The organism is Nonomuraea recticatena (assembly GCF_039533245.1).
Taxonomy (GTDB): domain Bacteria; phylum Actinomycetota; class Actinomycetes; order Streptosporangiales; family Streptosporangiaceae; genus Nonomuraea; species Nonomuraea roseola.
The window spans coordinates 232,939-257,077 of the sequence record NZ_BAAATE010000007.1; the positions used below are offsets into that span (position 1 = coordinate 232,939).

Consider the following 24,139-nt stretch of genomic DNA (forward strand, 5'->3'; position numbering starts at 1 on the left):
CCCACCGAAAGGCTGCCAGATGTCCGTCCTTCCGCTGACCGGGGCCCAGAGGGGCATCTGGCTGGCCCAGCAGTTCGAGCCGGACAGCCCGGCCTACACCATCGGCTGCTACGTCGAACTGCCCGCCGCACCGCCCGCCGACGCCTCCGTGCTGGCGTCGGCGGTGCGGCGGGCCGTCGAGGAGGCCGAGAGCCTGCACGTGGTCGTCGCCGAGCGCGGGGACGGCCCCGTCCAGACGCCCGCGCCCCCGCCCGCCGGCTGGTCGCCTCCCGTGCTCGAGCTGACCGAGGCGCGGGCCCGCGCGTGGATGGCCGCCGACATGGCGACCGTCGCCGACCTCGCCACAGGCCCGCTGTACGGGCACGCGCTGCTACGGCTCGACGACGGCAGGCTGTGGTGGTACCAGCGCTACCACCACCTGGTCACCGACGGCTTCGGCATCCTGCGGATCATCCAGCGCGCCGCCGAGCTGTACGGCGGCGCGAAGGGATCCGCAGGCGACTGGTCGCTGGAAGGGCTCGTCGCGGCGGACACCGCCTACCGCGCCTCCGCCGAGCACGCGGCCGACCGCGACTTCTGGCACGGCAGGCTCAAGGGCGTGCCCGACGAACCCGCCAGGCTGGTCGAGTGCACGCCCGTCCCCGCGCGCGACGCCGTGCGCAGGACCGTCGAGCTCTCGGTGGAGCATTCCGACCTGCTGCGCGAGGCCGCCGCCGCCATGGGCACCCGCCTGTCGCGCCTGGCCATCGCCGCCGTCGGCGCCTACCTGCACCGGTCGAGCGGCGAGCGCGACATCGTGCTCGGGCTCCCCGTGACGGCCAGGCGAAGGGGCGAGGACTCCCCCGCGCTGATGTCCAACGTCCTGCCGCTGCGGCTCGCCGTGCGCCAGGCCACCACCGCCGCCGAGCTGGTCGCGGCGGTGGCTGACGAGATCGGGCGGCTGGCCGCGCACGCCCGCTACCGGGGCGAGGACCTGGCCAGAGAGCTCGGCCACCCAGAAGGGCTGCGCTCGCTCATCGGGCCCACGGTGAACGTCATGCCCTTCCACGAGGGCATCAGATTCGGCGAGAGCGCCGCCGCCATCCACTACCTGTCGCTCGGACCTGTCAGCGACCTGTCGGTGGCGGTCTACGACAGGCCCGCGGGACACGGGCTGCGCATCGACCTCGACGCGGACGCGTCGGTCTGCGGCCAGGAGGAGCTCGCCGAGCACGAACGGCGCCTGCTGCTCGTGCTGGAGGCGATGGCCGAGCGGCCCCACCTGCCGCTCGGCCGCATCGAGCTGTCCACCGCCCCGCCGCTCGCCCCGCTGCCCGACCTGCCCGCGCTCTCGTGGACCTCCGCCTTCGAACAGCAGGCGGAGCGCACCCCCGGCAAGGTCGCGGTCGTGTGCGAGAGCGAGCGGCTCACCTACGCCGAGCTGAACGGCAGGGCCAACGCGCTCGCGCATCTGCTGCGCGCCAGAGGGATCGGCGTCGAGGACGTCGTCGCGGTGGTCGTGCCGCGCTCGGCCGACCTGGTCGTGGCGCTGCTCGGCGTCATGAAGGCGGGCGCCGCCTACCTGCCCCTCGACCCCGACCATCCGGCCGACCGGCTGACCTTCATGGTGCGGGACGCGCGGGCGCGCCTGGTGGTCTCCGTGGCCGGCCACGCCGAGGAGCTGCCGCTGCCCCGCCTCCTGATGGACGAGCTCGGCCCCGAGCCCGCGCCGAACCTGCCCGACGCGGGCGGGGACCGCGCCGCTTACGTGATCTACACCTCGGGCTCGACCGGCCGTCCGAAGGGTGTGGTGGTCACCCACGACGGCGTCGGCGCGCTCATCGCCACCGCCACCGGACGTCTCGGCGTCGACGACACCAGCAGGGTCGCGCAGTTCGCCTCCGCGGGCTTCGACGTCGCCGTCTGGGACCTCATCATGTCGCTGTGCGTCGGCGGCACGCTCGTCGTGGTGCCCGCCGAGCGGCGGGTGGCGGGGGTGGAGCTGACCGGCTACCTCGCCGAGCACCGCGTCACCCACATGATCCTGCCGCCCTCGCTGGTGGCCGCGCTGCCCGCCGAGTGCGAGCTGCCCGAGGGGGCGGTGCTCGTCGTGGGCACCGAGACCGTGCCGTCCGAGCTGGTGGCCAGGTGGGCGGAGCGGCTTCGCATCGTGGTCGCCTACGGGCTGACGGAGGCGAGCGTCAACTCCACGCTCTGGCAGGCGGAGAAGGGCTGGCGGGGGCCGGTGCCGATCGGCCTGCCCGACCCCGGCACCCGCTGTCACATCCTCGACTCCGCGCTGCGCCCCGTGGCGCCGGGCGTCACGGGCGAGCTGTACGTGGGGGGCCGCGGGCTGGCCAGGGGCTACCTCGGCAGGCCAGGGCTGACCGCCGAGCGGTTCGTCCCCGACCCGTTCGGCGCGCCGGGCGAGCGCATGTACCGCACAGGGGACAGGGCGCGCCTGCGCCCCGACGGGAACATCGACTTCCTCGGCCGCGAGGACGGCCAGCTCAAGATCCGCGGTCACCGGATCGAGCCGGGCGAGGTCGAGAGCGTCCTGATGGCCGATCCCTCTGTCGCCCAGGCCGCGGTCGTCGCCGTCGAGGACCACCGCGGCGCCAAGCGGCTGGTCGGCTACGTGACAGGCTCGGGCGACCTCGACGCGGGACGGCTGCGCGGGCGCGCGGCGAGCGCGCTGCCCGAGCACATGGTGCCGAGCGCGATCGTGGTGATGGAAGGCCCGCTGCCGCTCACCCCGAACGGCAAGCTCGACAGGCGCGCGCTGCCCGATCCCTCCTGGACCGCGCCGGTGGGCGGCGCCGCCCCCTCCACCCCGGCCGAGCGCACGCTCGCCCGGGTCTTCGCCGAGGTGCTCGGCCTGGAGTCGGTGGGCGTCCACGACAGCTTCTTCGAGCTCGGCGGCGACAGCATCGTCGCGATCCAGCTGGTGAACAGGGCCAGGCGGGAGGGCCTGGCCCTCACCCCTCGCGAAATCTTCCTGCACAGGACAGTCGCGGCGCTGGCCAGGGGCAGGACGCAGACGTCCGCCGCGCCCGCCCACGACCCCGGCGTCGGCCTCGCGGCCGAGACCCCGATCGTCGCCGCGCTGAGGCGGCGGGGCGGGCCGATCGACGGCTTCCACCAGTCGGTGGTGGTGCGCCTGCCGGGCGAGCTGGACCTCGAGGTCCTCGTGGGGGCGCTGCAGGCCGTCCTCGACCATCACGGGATGCTGCGCGCGCGGCTGCTGGGAAGCGACGAGGGCTGGGAGCTTGAGGTGCCTCCGCCCGGCTCGGTGCGCGCGGGCGACGTGCTCTCCCGCGCGGGATCGGGGACGGTCGCCGCGCATCGGGCGCGGGCGGCGGCGCGGCTGGATCCCCGTGCGGGGGTGATGCTGAGGGCGGTGTGGCTGGAGGCGGAGCGGCGGCTCGTGCTGGTGGTCCACCACCTGGTCGTGGACGGCATCTCGTGGCGCATCCTGCTGGACGACCTCGCCCAGGCGGCCCGCGCGCTGTCGGACGGCGCCCATGTGGAGCTCCCCCCTGTCGCCACCTCGTTCACCCGCTGGTCCCATCTGAGGGAGAGCGATCCTGCCTCCGGCGGCGTGGTGGGGCCCCCGGCCGCCGGGGACCCGGGCGCCGGTTCCGGGTGGGAGCCGTTCGGGCTGCGGGCGTTGGACGCCTCGCTCGACACCGCGGCGGGCGAGCGCTCGCTCACGGTCTGTCTGCCGGTCGCGAAGACCGCGCCGCTGCTGGCCGAGCTGCCCGCCCGCTACCACGGCACCGTCGACGACGTGCTGCTCACCGCGCTCGCCCACGCTCTCTCGCGCGGACGGCGCGACCCCGTCCAGGTCGACCTCGAAGGCCACGGCCGCGACGGCGACGCCGACCTCACCCGCACGATCGGCTGGTTCACCACGATCGCCCCCGTCGTGCTCGACCCCCTTGAGCTGGGCGACGCTCCCACGACGGGCGGCGCGATCAAGCGGGTCAAGGAGCGCCTGCGGGCCGTACCCGCCCAGGGCCGGCCCGCCGGCTCGATCCTGTTCAACTACCTGGGCCGTTTCAGGTCCGGTGAAGGCGCGGACTGGGCGCCCGCCGACGACGCCGAGCCGTTGACCGCCGGGAGGGACCCCGGCATGCCGCTCTCCCACCCGCTGGAGATCAACGCCCTCGTCCGCGACGGCGCGGAGGGGCCCGAGCTGAGCGCCACATGGTCGTGGCCCGCCGGGGTGCTCGCCGACGCCGACGTCGCCGACCTGGCCCAGGGCTGGCTGGAGGCGCTGGGCGCGCTCGCCGTCCACGCGGGCGAGCCCGGGGCCGGGGGGCACACGCCCTCCGACTTCCCCATGGTCGCGCTGTCCCAGGAGGAGATCGACGCGCTCGGCCCTGAGCTCGAGGACGTCCTGCCCGCCACGCCCCTGCAGCAGGGGCTGTACTTCCACTCGCTGTCCGACCCAGGCGTCTACACCGTCCAGCAGGTCATCGAGCTGGCGGGCCCCGCCGACGCGGACGCTCTGCGCGCCGCGCTGCGCCGTCTGGTGGAACGGCACGCGCCGCTGCGCGCCGGGTTCCTGCGCGGCGACGACGGCAGGGTCACGCAGTTCGTCGTGCGCGACGCGCCCGTCCCCTGGCGGGAGGTCCACGACCAGGACGTGGAGACCGTCGCCGCGCAGGAGCTGGCGCGGCCCTTCGACCCGGCCGAGCCGCCGCTGCTCAGGGCGGCGCTGGTCGGCGGCTCGACGCTCGTCCTGACGCTGCATCACCTGGTCGCGGACGGCTGGTCGGTGCCGATCATGCTGCGGGAGCTGCTGGGCGATCACCGGGCTCGCGTCACGCCGTACCGCGACTACTTCACCTGGCTGCTCGGACGCGACAGGGAGGCGGCGCGCGAGGCCTGGCGGCGAGCGCTGGACAGGCTCGAAGGGCCGACGCTGCTGGCCCCGCAGGAGGGACCTGGAGGGCAGGTGCGCTTCGAGGTCGGCGGCCTGCTCCCGTGGGCGTGGTCGCGGGGGCTGACGCTCGGCACGGTCGCGCAGGGCGCTTGGGGGCTGCTGCTCGGCCGTCTCACCGGCGGCCACGACGTGGTCTTCGGCTCCACGGTCTCGGGCAGGCAGGCCGACCTGGACGGCGTCGAGTCGATGGTCGGCCTGCTGGTCAACACCGTTCCCGTACGGCTGGCCTGGCGTCCGGACGACCGTCCGGCCGAGCTGCTGGCACGGCTCCAGGACGAGCAGGCCGACCTGCTCGACCACCAGCACCTCGGACTGGCCGAGATCCAGCGGCTGACCGGATTCACCGGCCTGTTCGACACCCTGGTGGCGGTGGAGAACTACCCCATCGAAGGGGACATCCAGGGCATCGCGGGCGTCGAGGTGCGGGACGGCTCGCACTACCCGCTCTCGCTCACGGTCGTGCCGGGAGAGCGGGTGGAGTTCAGGCTCGACCACACCATCGGCGAGCAGGCCGCGCTCAGGATCGCCGAGGGGCTGCGACGCCTGCTGGAGGCGATCATCGCCGACCCCGGGCTTCCTGTCGGGCGGATCGATCTGGCCGGCCCTGAGGGCGCGCCGCTCGTGGGCGCGGTCAGGGAGGTTCCACCGGCGACGCTGGCCGGCGCCTTCGCCGCCCAGGCCGCCCGCACCCCCGAGGCGACGGCTCTGATCTCCCACGCCGAGCTCTCCCACGCCGAGCTCTCCTACGCCGAGCTGGAGCGCAGGGCCGAGAGGCTGGCTCGGCGACTGGCCGCCCGCGGCGCGGGTCCAGGCTCGTTCGTCGCGGTGGCGCTGCCCCGCTCGCCCGAGCTGGTCGTCGCGCTGCTGGGCGTGCTCAAGGCGGGCGCGGCCTACGTCCCTCTCGACCCCGGCTACCCGGCCGAGCGCCTGGCCTTCATGCTCTCCGACAGCGGCGCCCGCCTCGTCGTCGGCGGCCGGGACCTCACCCCGCCGCACGGCGTGACCCGCATCACCCTCGACGAGAGCGTTCCCCTGGAGGAGGTGTCCTCCGGCGGTGCGGACGGGGACGCTCCGCGGGCCGCTTCGCCTGACGACCCCGCCTACCTCATCTACACCTCGGGCTCGACCGGCAGGCCCAAGGGTGTGGTCGTCACGCATCGGGCGATCGTGAGCCACCTGGCGTGGGCGCAGGGCGAGTTCGCCATGGACGCCTCCGACCGCATGCTCCAGCAGGCCTCGGCCGGCTTCGACGCCTCGGTCTGGCAGATCTTCTGGCCGCTGTGCTCGGGCGCGGCCGTGGTGCTCGCCGAGCCGGGCGGGCACCTCGACCCCGCCTACCTGGCCACGCTCATCAGGCAGCAGCGGGTCAGCGTGCTCGACATCGTCCCCTCGATGGTGAGGGCGTTCCTCGGCACGGAGGAGGTCACCGCCGACCCCTCGTGGGCCGCGAGCCTGCGCAGGGTCTTCGGCGGGGCCGAGGCGCTGGACGCCGACCTCGCCGACCGCTGGCGTGAGCTGACCGGCGTGCCCGTGGACAACTGCTACGGGCCGACGGAGGCCACCGTCCAGGTCACCTGGCAGGACGGCTCCGCGCGACCCGCCTCCCCGGCCCTCGAGGCCGCCCGTGTCGCCGGTGCGACCGTGCCGATCGGCGGGCCCGTGTGGAACACCAGGCTGTACGTCTTGGACGTCTGCCTGCGCCCCGCGCACCAGGGCGAGCTCTACGTCGCGGGAGACCAGCTCGCCCTCGGCTACCACGGGCGAGCCGCGCTGACGAGCGGGAGGTTCGTCGCCGACCCGTACGGCCCTCCGGGCACCCGCATGTACCGCACAGGCGACCTCGTGAGGCGGCGCGCGGACGGGGCGCTCGACTTCGTCGGCAGGACCGACCACCAGGTGAAGATCCACGGCAACCGCGTCGAGCTCGGCGAGGTGGAGGCCAGGCTCGCGCGGCTGCGGGGCGTCGCCGAGGCCGTGGTCGTGGCCCGCGAGCACGGCGGCGCGACCAGGCTGGTGGGCTACGCCGTGCCGGAGGGCGGGACGGTGGAGGACGGCGGCGAGGTGCGGGCCGCGCTGGCATCGGTGCTGCCGGCGCCGATGGTGCCGAGCGCGGTCGTCGTGCTGGAGCGGCTGCCGCTGACGCCCAACGGCAAGGTCGACCGCGCGGCGCTGCCCGTCCCCGACGCGCTCCCCCGTCAGGTGCGCGCGCCTGGCACCGCGCGTGAGCGGCTGTTCTGCGAGATCTTCACCGAGGTCCTGGGCGTCGAGGCGGGGGCGGACGACGACTTCTTCGCCCTCGGCGGCGACAGCATCGCCGCGATCGCCGTCTCGGGCCGCGCCCGGGCGGCGGGTCTCGCGGTCAGCCCGCGCGACGTCTTCGCCCGCCGTACGCCGTCGGCGCTGGCGGAGGGCGCGCGCGAGGTGGGAGAGGAGCGGGCCAGGCCCGGCCTGCTGGGCCTGGGAGAGGAGGAGATGGAGCTGGTGCGCGCGGCCGGCGACGTCGCCGTCGAGGACGTCTGGCCGCTCTCGCCGCTCCAGGAGGGGATCTTCTTCCACTCCAGCTACGACGCCGGCGCGGTCGACGTCTACACCTCGCAGGACGTCTTCGACTTCGACAGGCCGCTCGACGCCGGCAGGCTGCGCGCGTCGTGCGCGGCGCTGCTGGCCCGCCACGCGAGCCTGCGCGCCGCCTTCACCGCGGAGGGGTTGCCGCGTCCGGTGCAGGTCATCCGCGCGGAGGTGGAGCCGCCGCTGCGCGAGGTCGACCTGTCGGGGCTGCCGCCCGCCGAGCAGGAGGAGGCGGTGGCCGCGCTGCTGGCCGAGGACAGGACGCGCCGCTTCGACCTCGCCGAGGCGCCGCTGATGCGGCTGCTGCTGATCCGTCTGGGCGGCCGTGACCGCGTGGTGCTCACCCACCACCTGATTTTGTGGGACGGCTGGTCGGCCTGGCTGGTGCTGGAGCAGCTGTTCGACGGCCTCGCCGACACCGCGAGCCCCGCAGGACCGAGCGGCCTCGCCGACGGCGCGAGCCCCGACCGGCCGAGCGGCCGCGCCGGGCAGGCGGGCCAGGACGGACCGAGCGGCCTTCCCGGCGCGGCGGGTGCCGCGGCTTCGGGCTCCTACCGGGACTATCTCGCGTGGCTGGCCGGCCAGCCGCCCCAGGCGGCGCTGGCCGCGTGGGGCGAGGCGCTGTCGGGCCTGGCCGAACCGACCCTGGTTCGGCCTGCCGACGACGGACTGAGCCCGGCGATCGCGGTGAACCTCGACGTCGTGCTGCCCGCGGGGCTGTGCGACCTGCTGCGCGCCACCGCCCGCGACCGCGGGCTGACCCTCAACACCCTGCTCAACACCGCGTGGGCCCTCGTGCTGTCCGCCGCGGTGGGCAGGGACGACGTCGTCTTCGGCGCGGCCGTGGCGGGCCGTCCTGCCGAGGTGCCCGGCGTGGAGGACATCATCGGGATGTTCCTCAACACCGTCCCCGTGCGCATCGCCTTCGACCCGCGTGAGTCCGTGCTCGGCCTGCTGCGGCGGGTGCAGGACGAGCGGGTGGCGCTGATGCCGTACGAGCATCTGGGCCTGGGTGAGCTGCAGCGGCACAGCGGTCATCGCAGGCTCTTCGACACCCTCTTCGTCCTGCGCGACGCGGGCGGTGAGGAGCGGATGGCCGTGTTCACCCACCGCAACGGCATCGTGGGTGTGTCGGGGGTGGACGCCACCCACTACCCCCTCACCCTCGTGGTGACCCAGGGCGCCAGGCTGCGGGTGACGCTGTCGTACCGGCCCGACGTGATCGGCGGGGACGAGGCCCACAGAACGCTGGAGCGCTTCACGACCGTGCTGAAGCGCCTGATCGCGAGCCCGCACGACCGGGTCGGCGCGCTCGACCTGCTCCTGGACGATGAGCGCTCGCGAGCGGACTCATCCCGGCCGCTGCCTCCCGCGACCGTGGCCGAGCTGCTCGCCGAGCAGGCGGCGCGCACGCCCTGCGAGGTGGCGCTGGTCTCGCGCGAGGGCAGCCTCACCTACGCCGAGCTCGGCGCCAGGATCAACCGGCTGGCCAGGCTGCTGCTGCAGCACGGCGCCGCGCCTGAGCAGGTGGTCGCCCTGGCGCTGCCGCGCTCGGCCGACATGGTCGTCGCGCTGTTCGCGGTGCTCCAGACGGGCGCCGCCTACCTGCCGCTGGACCTGGAGTACCCGGCGGAGCGGCTGGAGTTCATGATCGGCGACACCTCGCCGGTGTGCGTGGTGACCACGAGCGCCGTCGCGCTGCCCGAGACGGGGGTGCCGCGGGTGGTGCTCGACGATCAGGCGACCGCGCGCAGGCTCGCGGCCCTGCCCTCCTGCGAGCCTGCCGACGACGAGCGGCCCCGCTTCGCGCGCGGCCTGCCGCACCGGCTCGACCATCCGGCGTACGTGATCTACACCTCGGGGTCGACAGGGCGGCCGAAGGGGGTCGTCACGCCGTACCGCGGGCTGACGAACATGCAGTTCAACCACCGCGAGGCCATCTTCGAGCCGACGATCGCGGCCGCGGGCGGCAGGCGGCTGCGGGTGGCGCACACGGTCTCCTTCGCCTTCGACATGTCGTGGGAGGAGCTGCTGTGGCTGGTCGAGGGGCACGAGGTGCACATCTGTGACGAGAACCTGCGCCGCGACGCCGAGGCCCTGGTCGCCTACTGCGACAGGGAGCGCGTCGACGTCGTCAACGTGACGCCCACCTACGCCCACCACCTCATCGAGGAGGGCCTGCTCGAGGGGCACAGGCCCGCGCTGGTGCTGCTCGGCGGCGAGGCGGTCGCCGAGACCGTCTGGACGGCCCTGCGCGACACCCAGGGCACCTTCGGCTACAACCTCTACGGGCCGACCGAGTACACGATCAACACGCTGGGCGCCTCCACGCACGACAGCCCGACGCCCACCGTCGGGCGGCCGATCTGGAACACCCGCGTGTACGTCCTGGACCGAGCGCTGCGCCAGGTGCCGCCCGGCACCCCCGGCGAGCTGTACATCAGCGGGGCGGGGCTGGCGCGCGGCTACCACCGCCGCCCCGGCCTGACGGCCGCGAGCTTCGTCGCCGACCCGTACGGCATGCGGCCTGGCGCCCTGATGTACCGCACAGGCGACCTCGTACGGCTGCGCCCCGACGGCAACCTCGACTTCCTCGGCCGCACCGACGACCAGGTGAAGATCCGCGGACACCGGGTCGAGCCGGGCGAGGTCGCGGCGGCGCTGGAGGAGCACCCGCAGGTCTCCCACGCGGCGGTCGTCGCCGACGGCGGCCACCGGCTGCTCGGCTACGTCGTGCTCCACGACGAGGCGGCCGACCTCGCGGCGCTGCGGCTCTCGCTGAAGGCCAGGCTGCCGGGTTACATGGTGCCCGCCGCGCTCGTCGCGGTCGGCAGGCTCCCCCTCACGGTCAACGGCAAGCTGGACGTGCGGGCGCTGCCCAGGCCCGCCGTCACCGGCGGCGGCGCGGCCCGCCCTCCGGGCTCGGCGCGCGAGCGCGTCCTGTGCGAGCTGTTCGCCGACCTGCTCGGCGTGGAGCACGTCGGCGTCGACGACGACTTCTTCGATCTGGGCGGCCACTCCCTGCTGGCCACCCGCCTGGTCAGCAGGGCTCGCGCCGCGCTCGGCGCCGAGCTGGCGATCCGCGACCTGTTCGAGGCGCCCACCGTCGCCGAGCTGGCGGCGAGGGTCACGCTCTCGCGGCGGCGGCCGGCGCTGACACCCGCCTCGACGCGCCCCGACGAGCCTCCGCTGTCGTTCGCCCAGCAGCGGCTCTGGCTGATCGAGCAGTTGGAGGGCGCCTCCGCGCTCTACAACTTCCCGCTGGTGATGCGGCTGCGCGGAGAGCTCGACCTGGAGGCGCTCGGCGCGGCGATGGCCGACCTGTCGGCCCGCCATGAGGCGCTGCGCACCCTCGTCGTCGAGCGGGAGGGCCGTCCCTTCCAGCGCGTGCTGCCCGCCGAGCGGGCGCGTCCCGCGCTGGAGCTGGTCGAGGGCTCCCTGGAGAGCTTCCTCGAGCGCCCCTTCGACCTGGCCGCCGAGCCGCCGTTGCGGGCGGGCGTCGTCAGGCTCGGGCCTCACGAGCACGTGGTGGCGCTGCTGCTGCACCACATCGCCACGGACGAGTGGTCGGACGGCCCGTTCCTCCGCGACCTGTCCGCCGCCTACGCCGCCCGCCGGGAGGGGCGGGCTCCTTCGTGGGAGCCGCTGCCCGTGCAGTACGTCGACTACACGCTCTGGCAGCGGGAGCTGCTCGGCGACAGGAGCGACCCTGAGAGCCTGGCCGCGCGCCAGCTCGCCTACTGGGGGCAGACGCTGCGCGGCGCGCCCGAACGGCTCGACCTGCCCGTCGACCGTCCCCATCAGGCCAGGCCGAGCCCGGCGGGCGCGCGGCTGGCGGTCGAGCTCGGCCCCGAGACCTGCGGGCGGCTGAGGGCGCTGGCGCAGCGGGCGGGGGCGAGCATGTTCATGGTGTGCCACGCGGCCGTCGCGGCGCTGCTGCACCGCATGGGCGCGGGCGACGACCTCCCGCTCGGCGCGCCGATCTCGGGCAGGACCGACGAAGCCATGGACGATCTGGTGGGCTTCTTCGTCAACACGCTCGTGCTGCGCGCCGACCTGTCGGGCGAGCCGAGCTTCGCCGAGCTCCTCGACCGCGTCAGGGAGCTGGACCTGGCCGCCTTCTCCCACCAGGACGTGCCGTTCGAGGCGGTCGTCGAGGAGCTCAATCCGGTGCGCTCCCCCGACCGCAACCCGCTGTTCCAGGTCATGGTCGGCTACCGCAACAGGGCGGGCGACGACTTCGCGCTGGAGGGCCTCGAGGTGCTCCCGCACCCCTTCGAGGTGACGACCGCCACGTTCGACCTCGTGTTCTCCTTCGTGGAGGGCGAGGGCCTCACCTGCGTGATCGAGTACCGCACCGAGCTGTTCGACCGCTCCACCATCGCGTCGCTGGGCGAGCGGCTGGCGGCGCTGGTCGCCGAGGTCGCCGCCGATCCCTCACGCCCCGTCGGCTCGGTCGAGGTGCTCGTCGGGGGAGAGCGCGAGCGCGTCCTCACCGGCTTCAACGGCACCGACCGCCCGGTGACCGAGGAGAGCCTTCCCGCGCTGTTCGGGCGGATGGCCGCCGAGCGCCCCGACGCCGTCGCGATCGTGGACCACTCCCCTGCGGTCACCGGGGGCGGCCAGACGGCGGGTGACGGCGCGCGGTCGCTCACCTACGCGGAGCTGGACGCGCTGTCGGACCGGGTGTCCTCGTTGCTCGCCGAGCACGGAGTGCGCGCCGAGAGCGTGGTCGGGGTGGCGCTGCCGCGCTCGGTGGAGAGCGTGGCGACGATGATCGCCGTAACCAAGCTGGGCGCCGCCTTCCTCCCGCTCGACCTGGCCCACCCCGCCGACCGACTTGCCTACATGGTCGCCGACTCGGGGGCGCGGGTGGTGGTCGCCGCCGCCCCGATCGACGGGCTCGACGTGCTGCTGCTCGACCCCCGCCACCTGCCCGGCGGACCCGCCCCCGCCCGTCCGGCCGTGACGCGGGACCAGGCCGCGTACGTCATCTACACCTCGGGCTCGACCGGACGCCCCAAGGGGGTGGTCGTTCCGCACCAAGGGCTCGCCAGCCTGCTCGCCACCGCCGTCGACAGGATGGGGCTCACCCCTGACAGCAGGGTGCTGCACTTCGCCTCCATCGGGTTCGACGTGACCGTCTTCGAGCTGTGCATGGCGCTGTGCCACGGCGGCACGCTGGTGTTGATCCCCGACGAGGCGAGGGTGCCTGGCAGGGAGCTGACCGACTTCATGACCCGGCAGCGGATCACCCACGCCATCCTGCCGCCCTCGCTGGTGGCCGCGCTGCCCGAGGGCTGCTCGCTCCCCGAGGGCTGCACGGTGCTGGTCGGCACCGAGACCGTGCCGCCGGGCGTGATCGAGCGGTGGGCCGGACGGCTGCGCCTCATGGCGGCCTACGGGCTGACCGAGGCGACGGTGAACTCGACGCTCTGGGAGGCGCGTCCCGGCTGGACCGGGGCGGTGCCGATCGGGGTGCCCGATCCCAACACGCGCGCCTACGTGCTCGACGATCGCCTGCGTCCCGTGCCGCCAGGTGTGGGGGGCGAGCTGTACATCGCGGGCGACGGCCTGGCGCGCGGCTACCTCGGGCGTGCGGCGCTGACCGCCGAGCGCTTCGTGGCCTGCCCGTTCGGCCCGCCGGGCAGCAGGATGTACCGCACCGGCGACAGGGCCAGGTGGAGGGCCGACGGCTCACTCGACTTCCTCGGCAGGGCCGACGACCAGGTGAAGATCCGCGGCTTCAGGATCGAGCCAGGGGAGGTCGCGGCGGCCATGACCAGGCACCCCTCGGTCGCCCATGCGGCCGTCGTCGTCGACACCGGCGGCCCCGAGCCCCGGCTGGTCGGCTACGCCGTGCCGGCGGGCCCGCCGGAGGGCTCCTCGCAGGCTCGCGGCGCGCTCGATCCCTCGCAGGTGCGCGCGCACGTGGCAGGGCTGCTGCCCGCCGCGATGGTCCCGTCCGTCGTGGTGGTGCTCGAAGGACCGCTGCCGCTCACGCCCAACGGCAAGCTGGACCGCGCGGCGCTGCCCTCGCCCGACTGGTCGGCGCTCGCGGGCGGCTCCCGTCCGGGCACCGGCGGGCAGCGGGTGCTGGCCGAGCTGTTCGCGGAGGTGCTCGGCCTGCCCGAGGTGGGCGTCCACGACAACTTCTTCGAGCTCGGCGGCCACTCCATGTCCGCGATGCGGCTGATCGGCAGGATCAGGACCCGGTTCGACACCCGCCTCTCGCTCAGGGCCGTCTTCGACGCCCCGACCGTCGCCGCGCTGGCGGACAGGCTCGCGGCGGACACGCTCGAGAGCCTGGACGAGAGCGCTCGCACCGGGCGAGAGGCGGGCGAGGGCGCGGGGGGCGGCGGAGGGCGGCGGGTGCCGCGGCGGAGGGCGCTGCCCGCCGCGCCCGCCCAGGAGTGGCAGTGGACCAGGCAGGGCGAGGGCCGCCCCTACGACATGGCCTTCGCGCTCCGCTCCCCCGTCCAAGGCGCGGCCTCGGCGGCGCTGGCCGACGTCGCCGCCCGCCACGAGCCCCTTCGTACGGCCGTGGCGATGAGGAACGGACGGCTCGTGCAGGAGCCCGCCGCCCAGTGGCTGGAGCTCGTCGGGGTGGACGACCTCGACGAGGCGCTCCACACGCTGGCGGCCGAGCCGGCCGACCTGGAGGGCCGCCCGCCGCTGCGGGCCAGGCTGCTCACCGACCCCTCGGGTGGCAGCGCGCTGCTGCTGACGATGCACTACCTCGGCGTGGACGAGTGGTCCGTGGTGCCGCTGCTGCGCGACTTCGCCACCGCCTATCAGGCCAGGACCGAGGGCCTCGCCCCCGCGTGGGAGCCGCTGCCCTTCGGCTACGCCGACTACACGCGATGGGCGCACGAGACGGACGACGGCGGACAGCTCGCCTACTGGCGGCGAGCGCTGAGCGGCCTGCCGCGCGAGCTGGCGCTGCCGTACGACAGGGCGGGCTCGAACGGCACCGCGCGCACGGACGGCGCGCCTCGGCGGGGTGACTTCCTGCGGGTCGCCTTGGACGAGGAGCTGCAGGCGGGCATCGACAGGCTGGCCGCCGAGACCGGCGTGAGCAGGTTCATGGTGCTGCACGCGGCGCTGGCCGCGCTGCTGACCGCCAGGGGCGCGGGGACCGATCTCCCGATCGCCTCCCTGGTCGCGGGCCGCGCGGAGGAGGGCCTCGCCGACCTGGTGGGGTGCTTCTTCAACGCCGTCGTCCTGCGCACCGACACCTCAGGCGAGCCGGGCTTCCGCGAGCTGCTCGCCCGGGTGCGCGAGACCGACCTGGCCGCGCTCGACCGGCAGGACGTCGCCTTCGACAGGGTGGCCAGGGCCCTCGGCCTGGCCGCCCCGCAGGTGATGCTGGTCCACCACGAGCAGGCCGACCTCGGCGGGCTGGTCTTCGAGCAGATCCCGACGGGCGCGCTGCTCGCCGACCTGACGCTCAGCTACTTCGAGCCGCGCGGCGACGCTCCCGTGGTGTGCCTGCTGGAGTACGCGACCGGCCTGTTCGACAGGTCCACGATCCAGTCCCTCGCGGACGACCTGGTCCGCATCCTGACGACCGAGACAAGGAGAGACGCATGAGCACCAACCCGTTCGACGACCCCGAGGGCCGCTTCCTGGTGCTGGTCAACGATGAGGGCCAGCACTCGCTCTGGCCGTCCTTCGCCGAGGTGCCCGCCGGGTGGCAGACGGTGTTCGGCGAGGAGGCCCGCGACGCCTGCCTGGAGTACGTGGAGCGGAACTGGACCGACCTGCGGCCCCGCAGCCTCGTGGAGGCCATGGAAGCGGGCGGGGCCGCGGGCTGACTAGGGCGCGCGGTGGCCCGACCAGGCCGCCCACAGCGCCGCGTAGCGCCCTCCGGCGCGCACGAGCTCGTCGTGCGTGCCGGTCTCGGCGACCCGCCCCTGGTCGAGCAGCACGACGCGGTCGGCGGAGGCGGCCTGGGTGAGCCGGTGCGCGACGACGAGAGCGGTCCTGCCCTCGATCGCGGCGGCCGCCGACGCCTCCAGAGCCCTCGCCCCGGCGCTGCCCGCCTCCGCCGTCGCCTCGTCGAGCACGACGACGGGAGGATCGGCCAGCACGAGCCTGGCCAGCGCGAGCTGCTGGGCCTGCGCGGCCGTCAGCCGGTGCCCGCTGTCCCCCACGACGGTGGCCAGGCCGTCGGGCAGCGCCCGCGCCCAGCCCAGCGCCCCCACCCGGTCGAGCGCCTCGGCCAGCTCGCCGTCGCTCGCCTCCGGCCTGGCCAGCCTGAGGTCCTCGGCCAGCGTGCCGGCGAACACGTGCACCTCCTGCGTGACCAGGGCGACCGAGCGGGCAGGGCCGTCCACGGTGATCGAGCCGCTGTCCGGCGGGTGGATGCCCGCGATGAGCTTGGCCAGCGTGGTCTTGCCCGCGCCGCTCGCGCCGACCAGCGCGACGCGCTCCTTCGCCGCGAGGTCGAGGTCCACCTCCCGCAGCACGGGATGTCCGCTCCTGTAGGAGTAGCCGACGCCCCGGACGCCGACCTCGGCCGCCGCCCCCGAGGCCAGCACGGGAGCGGGCTCGGCGGCGGCGCCGACCACGCCGACCAGCCTCGCCAGGCCCGCGCCCGCGGCCTGGGCGTCGTCGACCAGCCCGAGCGCGATGTTGATCGGGGTGAACAGGCTGTGGAAGTAGAGGGCGGCGGCGCCTGCCGTGCCGATGCTCACGCCGCCGCTCCGCACCAGCAGGAACCCGGTCACCAGCACCGCCGACAGGCCGACGAACTCGGCGAGGTTGAGCCTGGCGTAGAACCTGGTCACCAGCCTGGCGCCGCGCAGCACGAGATCCACCGCCGCCGACGACCTGGTCGCGACCAGGCCCACGTGCTCGTCGCCGAGCCCGAACGCCCGCACGGTCGAGGCCCCGCCGACCGTGCCGAGCAGTTGCTGCTGCTGGGCGCCGACGGCCACGCGCTGCGCGGCGTACAGCGGGACGGCGCGCCCGGCGTACCAGCGCAGCGTGTGGATCTGGATCGGCGCGGCCAGCAGCGCGACCAGCAGGAACCTCCAGTCGAGGACGGCCAGGCCCACCAGCGTGAGCCCGATCGTCAGCACCGAGCGGGCGAGGGCGGGAAGGGCGTCGCGCACCGCGTTGGTGATCACCGAGACATCGCCGGTGACGCGGGAGGTCAGGTCGCCGGAGCCGGCCCGCTCCAGTTGGTCGAGCGGCAGGCGCAGCGCCCTGTCCACGAAGAGTTCGCGCAGCGTGGCCAGCATGCCCTCGCCGAGCTTGGCGATCAGCGAGACGCCGATCGCGGTGGCCACGCCGTGCCCGACCGCGATGGCCGCCAGCCAGGTGACGGGCTCGGTGATCGCGGCCGCCGGGCTCGACCGGCTTACCAGGTCGATGATGTGGCCCAGCACGGGGGCGGTGAGCAGGCCGATCGCCGTCGCCGCGACCAGCACGGCGAAGCCGCCGAGCGCCGTCAGCCGGTGGGGGCGGGCCAGCTCGCGCACCGCCGCCCAGGTCTGCGCCGCGTTCGCGGTGGGCAGCAGTTCGCGCTCCTCGGACGTCGCCATGGGTCCTCTCCTCGTGGCACTCACGTCAGGACCGTGGCCCTGTAGGTCTCGTGTCCTTCGACGAGCTCGGCGTGGGTTCCGCAGGCGGGCGGGCCGCCGCCGTCCACGAACACCACGCGGTCGGCGGCGGCCAGCAGCGCGGGACTGGTGACGACCATGATCGTCGTCCGGCCCTGGCGGGCGGCCCTGACGCCGTCGGCGATCCTGGCCTCGGTGGCGGCGTCGACGGCGGTGGTGGGGTCGTGCAGGACCAGCACGGGCGGGTCGGCGGCCAGGGCCCGGGCCAGGGCCACCCGCTGGCGCTGGCCCCCCGACAGCGACAGGCCCCGTTCGGTCAGCGGGGTCAGCAGGCCGTACGGCAGCGCGCCTGCCACCTCATCGGCCCCCGCGGCCACCATCGCCGTCTCGGGAGCCGGCGTCTCCGGCGGCGCGGACGCCGAGGGGGTGCCGGTTGCGGGGGTGCCGGTTGCCGGGATGGCGGCGGTGATGTTGTCGAGGAGGGTGCCCTCGAACAGGTCGGCGTCGTGCTCGGCGACCACGATCGCGCGGCGCAGTTCGGCGGGGTCGAGGCCGGTCAGCGGCGCGCCGTCCAGCTCCACCACCCCCGCGTCCGGATCGGCCGTCCTGCCGAGCACCCGCAGCAGCGCGTGCGCCACCGCCGCGTCCCTCGTCACGACGCCCAGCAGCTCACCAGGAGCCACCTCGAAGCTGACCGCCCGCAGCGCGCCGTACGAGACCTCGCGCAGCGCGATCGCGCCCCTGACCGGACGCGAGGGGGCGGCATGGCCGCCCGTCACGGCGGGCGGCGAGGACAGCACGGAGGCGATCCGCGCGGCCGACGCCCTTCCCTGCGCGAACTCGCCGTTGGCCCACGCCAGGATCGACAGAGGGCTGAGCAGGAACTGCGCGAGGCCGACCGCGGCCACCAGCTGGCCGACGGTGATGTCGCCCTGGGCGGCCAGCCGGCCTCCGACCAGCGCGACGACGGCGATGAACAGGCCGGTCAGCACGAGCATGCCGCCGTCGTGCCAGGCCTGGGCGCGGGCCGCCCGCAGAGTGGCGGCCAGGGCGTCCCTGCTGGTGCGGCGGTACCTGGCGACGGCCGCGTTCTCCGCGCCGATGCCCTTGAGCACCCGCAGCCCCGCGATCAGGTCGGCCGCGACGCCCGAGGCGCGGGCGGCGAGCTCCTGCTCGGCCCCGCTGCGCCGTTCGAGCGGCTTGCCCAGCAGGTGCGCGAGCATCAGCAGCGGCGGAATGCCCAGCAGGACGAGCAGCCCCAGCGGGAGCGAGACCCGCAGCAGCGCGATCCCGCCCGCCAGCAGGCCGGCCAGCGCCGCGACGGCCGCTGCCATGGCGACGTTGACGGCGCCGACCCGTTTGGCGTCGGAGGTGGCGACGGCGACCAGCTCTCCTGGCAGCCGCCCTGCCTCGGCTCCGCCCCTGGGCTCGAGGACGCGTTCGGTCAGCTCGATCCGCAGCCGGTGCGCGGCCTGCTCGGAGGCCCGTTCGGCGGCGCGGAAGCTGAAGCGGTAGCTGGAGGACAGGCCTGCGAAGACGACGGCGAGCGCGGCGATCCAGAGCAGGAGCGCGCCGCCGTCGCCCGGCGAGATGGCCTCGTCGATGACCACGCCCACCATGACGGGGACGAGGGCTTCCCCGGTCTGGTGGCCGGCGGCGAGCAGGGCGCCCGCCGCGGACTGCTTCCACTGTCCGGTGACGGCGCGCCGCAGCACGTCACGGCCGTTGATGGGCACTTCGTCGTCCCTCCGGTCGCCAAGATCAGGCAAACATAAGGTAAGCCTAACCTAATGACCGAGTCACGGGGAGGGCAGGCGGCCCGAGTCGACGGAGTCGAGCACGCGCGCCGCCCCGCCCAGGGCGGCGGCGCCGTACCCGAGGGTGGAGGCGACGATCTCGCAGCCGCCGAAGCCGGCCGCGATGCTCAGCGCCCGGGCCTGATCGGCCGCCGCGGGCAGCAGCCAGGGTGCGAGCGGCACGTAGTAGCCGCCGAGGATCACCGCGTCGGGGTCGAGCAGGTTGGCCGCGATCGCGATGCCCCTGCCGAGGTCGCGGCCCACCGTCGCGAGCTGGTCGAGGGTCGCCGCGTCGCCCGCCTTCGCCCTGCGGACGACCTCGTCGATCTCCGACTCCACCTCGGCGGGGTCGGTGGTGGAGACGAGCACGCCGATGCCCGCCACCGCCTCCAGGCAGCCCGTACGACCGCAGCGGCACCGCGGCCCCTGCGGGTCGATCTGGATGTGCCCGATCTCGCCGCTGAAGCCCTGGCCGCCGCGGCGCAGCCGTCCGTCGAGGATGACGCCCGCGCCGACGCCCACCTCGCCGGTCAGGTAGACCAGGTTGGGCGTGCCGCCGAGCGGCCCGAAGCGGTGCTCGGCCAGGACCGCCAGGTTGGCGTCGTTCTCGACCTGGATGGGGAAGCCGGGATCGCGCAGCGCCTTGGCCAGGTCGCCGGCGAGGTCGACCTCGTGCCAGCCGAGGTTGGGCGCCACCCTGACCGTGCCGTCGGTGCCGATCAGCCCGGGTACGGCGACCGCCACCCCGAGCACCTGCCGCTGGTCCTTGGTCATGCGGTTGACCACGCGCCTGGTGAGGGCGGCGACCGCGGCGACCGCCTGGGCGGGTGTGGCGGTGGCGCCGGGGAAGGCGCGCCGCCACGACAGCAGCCGCTCTCCCGACAGGTCGACGGCGACCGCGGTGAGGTAGTCGACGTTGACCTCGAGACCGATCGACGCGTACGGCGAGCCGTCGAGGACCAGCATGGTGGCGGGCCGGCCGACGCGGTTCTCCGTCAGGCCGGTCTCGCGCACGAGCCTGCGGTCGATGAGGTCGGCCACCAGGCTGGAGACCGTCGCCTTGTTGAGCCCCGTCGAGGCGGCGATGTCCGCCCTGGAGCAGGGCGCGTTGTCCCGCACGAACCTCAGCACGACGGCCAGATTGGTCGCCCGGACGTCGCCGAAGTCCGCAGGCCGAGGGCCTGTTGAGGAAGTGATCAAGATCAGCCCCGTTCCCGATCGGCCTGGCAGGCCCCATCATGCCGCAACAGCGCGCCCGTTCACCAATCCGTGACGCCTTTCCCTTGTGGGAGCGGTGCCACTGGACTAATTTGTTTGGCTAGCAGACGAACTAACCTTACATGGAGGGAGCACGCCGTGACCACTCGCCGCGGATTCCTCGGGCTGGTGGGCATGAGCGCCCTGGCCCTGGCCGGCTGCGCCACGCCCAGCACCCGCAAGCCAGGCTCCGGAGGCGCCACCGCGGCAGCGGCCGACAAGCTCAAGACCCTCACCCCGACCTACGTCCCGTTCGCGGGGGTGAAGCCCGACCTTCCTGGCACCGTCTCCACCCTGCCGGGCGTCCCCGACATCAGCGGCGGCTTCACCCGCTACCCCGCCAGTCCCGCGGCGGCGCTCACGCAGAAGGCGGGCAAGGGCGGCTCCTACAAGGCGATGACCCCGCTGTGGGGTCCCCCTCCTCCTGGGCTGGCCGGCAACTCCTACTTCCAGGCGGTCAACGCCGACATCGGCGCGACGGTCGAGTTCCAGATCTCCGACGGCACCACCTACGCCGACAAGGCCATCGCCAGGCTCGCGGCGGGCGACGTGCCCGAGCTCATGGTCATCCCCAGCTGGGAAATCGAGAAGATGGCGGACTTCAACACCGCCGTCGACAAGGCCTTCGAGGACCTCACCCCCTACCTGCAGGGCGACAAGGCCAAGCCGTACGCGCTGCTGGCCAACCTGCCGACGGCGGCCTGGCAGTGGTCGGTGTGGAACGGCAAGCTCATGGGCGTCCCCTACCCCACCGAGCCCTTCCCCTTCGCGCTGCTCTACCGCAAGGACGAGTTCGAGAAGAACGGATGGAACCAGAGCCCGAAGAGCGCCGAGGAGCTCTACCAGCTCGGCAAGGAGATCACCGACCCCAAGGCCAGACGCTGGGCGTTCGGCGACATCCACGAGATGGCCTGGCCGATCTTCAAGGTACCCCAGGAGTGGCGGCTCGAGGGCGGCAAGCTCGTGCACAAGTACGAGACGCCCGAGTGGCAGCTCATGCTGGAGTGGATGCGCAAGCTCTTCGCCGAGGAGCTCATCCATCCCGACGTGACCAGCAGCAAGGGCGCCAACGAGAAGGAGCTCTTCGCCGCCGGCAAGATCGTGGTCTACCGCGACGGCCTCGGCGGCTGGAAGGAGCTGCTGCAGCAGCACACACCCAAGAACCCGTCGTTCGAGCTGGGCGCCTTCCCCGTGTTCGCGCACGACGGCGGGACGCCGATCATGTACCACAACAACGCCGCCGGCATCTTCACCTTCATCAGGAAGGGTCTGCCCAAGGCGCAGGTCGAGGAGTTGCTGTCGATCCTGAACTGGTGCGCGGCGCCGTACGGGACCAAGGAGTACGAGCTGTCGAACTTCGGGGTCAGGGGCAAGCACTTCGAGCTCGACGCCGCCGGCACCCCCAAGCTGACCGAGCTCGGCACCAAGGAGGTCGCCTACACCTACGGCTTCCTCGGCGGACGCCCGCTGTACGTGGACTGGCCCTTCCCCGAGGCGGCCAAGGCCAACGTGGAGTGGCAGAACGCCACCTTCCCCTTCATCGAGAAGACCCCCTTCGACGGCATCAGGGTGCAGCGGCCCTCCAAGTACTCGGGCCTGCAGGTGCCGACCGAGGACAAGTTCACCGACATCATGCGCGGACGCCGCCCCGTCGGCGACGCCAAGCAGATCGTGACCGAATGGAAGCGCGACGGAGGCGACGAGGCGCGCGAGTTCTACATGAAGGTCCTGCGGGACAACGGCCGTGCTTGAGCAGGCCGAACGCTCCGGGCCTGCGGGCGACCTGACCTCGCCCGCAGGCACCGGTCGCCGCCGGGGGAAGGCGTCGGCGCTGCGGGTCAGGCTGCGGCGCGACTGGCAGCTGCTGCTGATGGTCTTCCCCGCCATCGGGCTGCTGCTGCTGTTCCATTACGTGCCGCTGCTCGGCAACGTGATCGCCTTCCAGGAGTACTCGCCCTACGTGGGCATCGGCGACAGTCCCTGGGTGGGCCTGGCCAACTTCCAGTGGCTGCTCGTGGACGAGAGCTTCTGGCAGGCGACGCTCAACACCCTGTTCATCACCGCCTTCCAGCTGATCTTCTACTTCCCCGTGCCGATCGCGCTGGCGATCCTGCTGGACAGCGTGGCCAGCAGGCGGCTGCGGATGCTCATCCAGAACATCGTCTACCTGCCGCACTTCTTCTCATGGGTGCTGGTCGTCACGCTGTTCCAGCAGATGTTCGGAGGGGCGGGACTGCTGGCGCAGACGCTGCGCGCCAACGGCTACCAGGGCGTCGACATCATGACCAACCCCGACACCTTCGTCATGCTGGTCACCGCCGAGTCGGTGTGGAAGGACGCCGGCTGGGGGATGATCATCTTCCTGGCCGCCCTGGCCGCCATCGACCAGAACCTCTACGAGGCCTCGGCCGTGGACGGAGCCTCCCGCTGGCGGCGCCTGTGGCACATCACGCTGCCGGGGCTGCGTCCGGTGATCATCCTGCTGCTGATCCTCAGGCTGGGCGACGCGCTGAACGTCGGCTTCGAGCAGTTCTTCCTCCAGCGGGACGCGGTCGGCCGCGACGCCGCCGAGGTGCTCGACACCTTCGTCTACTGGCGCACGATGCTGACCGGCGAGTGGAGCTACGGCGCCGCGGCCGGCCTGGTCAAGGGGCTGGTCGGCCTGATCCTCATCCTGGTGGCCAACAAGCTGGCCCACCGCTTCGGCGAGCAGGGAATCTACAAGCGATCATGAATGTCTGGGAAGAGAAGGCCTCGAGGCTCGGACGGCTGGCGAAGGGCGCGATCCTCACCGCCATCGCGGTCTGCGTGCTGTTCCCCCTCTACATGGTGGTGCTGACCAGCCTGTCCACCCAGGACGCGGTGGCCAGGGCCGGCGGCCTGGTGACCGTGCCAGGCGAGCTGTCCCTGGGCGCCTACCAGGAGCTGTTCTCCGGCGGCGTGGTCAGCAGGGCGGCGATGGTCAGCGTCGGGATCACCGTCGTCGGCACGCTGATCAGCGTCACGGTCACCGCGCTGGCCGCCTACGGCCTGTCGCGGCCCGGCTCGGTGATGCACAGGCCGCTGCTGTTCCTGGTGCTGCTGACCTTCCTGTTCAGCCCCGGCATCATCCCCAAGTACCTGCTGGTCAGCTCGATCGGGCTGATCGACTCCTACTGGGCGCTGATCCTGCCCGGCGCGGTGGCCGCCTTCAACCTGGTGGTGATGCGCGCGTTCTTCATGAGCATCCCGCAGGAGGTCATGGACAGCGCCCGCATCGACGGGGCGAGCGAGTTCACCGTCCTGCGCAGGATCGTGCTGCCCATGTCGAAGGGCGTCACGGCGGTGATCGCGATGCTGTACGCCGTGGGGTACTGGAACAACTTCTTCGACGCCGTCCTCTACCTCAACGACAACGCCAAGTGGCCCCTGCAGATGGTGCTCAGGCAGTACGTGCTGCAGGGCCAGTCGATGTTCGTCGGCCAGGGCGGCGACACCACGATCGCCGGCCGGGCGCTGCCGCCCGACCTGGCCATCAAGATGTCGATCGTGGTGGTGGCGCTGCTGCCGGTCCTGGTGGTCTACCCGTTCGTGCAGAAGCACTTCACCAAGGGAGTGATCATCGGGGCGATCAAGGGCTGAGGCGCCACTCGTCCAGGAACTCCTCGATGTCGTAGGGCATCAGGTTGAGCGGCGGCCCTGACATCGCCTTGCGGTTGCCCTCGACGATCCTCTCGTTGATCTCTTCGAGAATGCGTCTGACCTCGGCCTCCGTGGTGGCCTCCCGCGCCTGCGCCAGGGCGGCGTGGGCCTCCTTGCGCAGGGCCAGGGAGGGCGGCAGCGGCATGGACAGGTTCTCCTCCGCCAGCTTCCTCTTGACCCACCACAGCTCGTCGGCGATCTCGTTCCTGTCGGGCAGCGGTTTGCCCGCGCCCGGCAGGTTGTCGAACTCGCCGCGCTCCTGCGCTTCGCGGATCTGCCTGTCGATCAACGTCTCGAAGCGATCGGTCATGGGCGTTCCTCCCGCGTCTCAAGGGACC

At 73.5% G+C, this 24,139-nt stretch carries 9 protein-coding genes; 5 read left to right on the forward strand and 4 right to left on the reverse strand.

Going from position 1 to position 24,139, the window contains the following annotated elements:
* Positions 1-19: 19 nt before the first annotated feature.
* On the forward strand, positions 20-15,091 hold the full coding sequence (locus ABFX50_RS16935; RefSeq protein WP_346147433.1) for an amino acid adenylation domain-containing protein: 15,072 nt from the start codon (positions 20-22) through the stop codon (positions 15,089-15,091).
* Positions 15,088-15,315 (forward strand): MbtH family protein, encoded by a 228-nt coding sequence (locus tag ABFX50_RS16940; RefSeq protein ID WP_346147435.1) that lies wholly within the window; start codon positions 15,088-15,090, stop codon positions 15,313-15,315. The genes ABFX50_RS16935 and ABFX50_RS16940 overlap by 4 nt, the downstream gene beginning before the upstream one ends.
* Here ABFX50_RS16940 and ABFX50_RS16945 read toward each other — a convergent pair whose 3' ends face one another.
* The 3 genes from ABFX50_RS16945 to ABFX50_RS16955 form a co-directional block, all read right to left on the reverse strand.
* The gene (locus ABFX50_RS16945; RefSeq protein WP_346147437.1) at positions 15,316-17,049 is read right to left on the reverse strand and encodes an ABC transporter ATP-binding protein; all 1,734 of its coding nucleotides are present in this window, start codon (positions 17,047-17,049) and stop codon (positions 15,316-15,318) included.
* A 20-nt stretch (positions 17,050-17,069) separates the two neighbouring features.
* Positions 17,070-18,803, reverse strand: coding sequence for an ABC transporter ATP-binding protein (locus ABFX50_RS16950; protein ID WP_346147439.1), 1,734 nt, complete (start codon positions 18,801-18,803; stop codon positions 17,070-17,072).
* Between the two features lie 63 nt (positions 18,804-18,866).
* Entirely contained in the window at positions 18,867-20,063 is a 1,197-nt protein-coding gene (locus ABFX50_RS16955) for an ROK family protein (protein WP_346147441.1), read from the reverse strand.
* Positions 20,064-20,219: 156 nt separating this feature from the next.
* Between ABFX50_RS16955 and ABFX50_RS16960 the strand changes: the two genes are divergently transcribed.
* Genes ABFX50_RS16960 through ABFX50_RS16970 form a run of 3 tightly spaced genes read left to right on the forward strand, consistent with a single transcriptional unit; the run spans position 20,220 to position 23,741 of the window.
* Positions 20,220-21,872 (forward strand): extracellular solute-binding protein, encoded by a 1,653-nt coding sequence (locus tag ABFX50_RS16960; protein WP_346147443.1) that lies wholly within the window; start codon positions 20,220-20,222, stop codon positions 21,870-21,872.
* Positions 21,865-22,854 carry an ABC transporter permease gene (locus ABFX50_RS16965; protein ID WP_428834695.1) on the forward strand — a complete coding sequence of 330 codons (990 nt, stop codon included), beginning with the start codon at positions 21,865-21,867 and terminating at the stop codon, positions 22,852-22,854. Before ABFX50_RS16960 ends, ABFX50_RS16965 begins: the two co-directional genes overlap by 8 nt.
* Positions 22,851-23,741 (forward strand): carbohydrate ABC transporter permease, encoded by an 891-nt coding sequence (locus tag ABFX50_RS16970; protein ID WP_346147445.1) that lies wholly within the window; start codon positions 22,851-22,853, stop codon positions 23,739-23,741. The genes ABFX50_RS16965 and ABFX50_RS16970 overlap by 4 nt, the downstream gene beginning before the upstream one ends.
* Here ABFX50_RS16970 and ABFX50_RS16975 read toward each other — a convergent pair.
* The gene (locus tag ABFX50_RS16975) at positions 23,731-24,111 is read right to left on the reverse strand and encodes a DnaJ family domain-containing protein (RefSeq protein ID WP_346147447.1); all 381 of its coding nucleotides are present in this window, start codon (positions 24,109-24,111) and stop codon (positions 23,731-23,733) included. The two genes, ABFX50_RS16970 and ABFX50_RS16975, sit on opposite strands and share 11 nt — an antisense overlap.
* Positions 24,112-24,139: the final 28 nt, after the last annotated feature.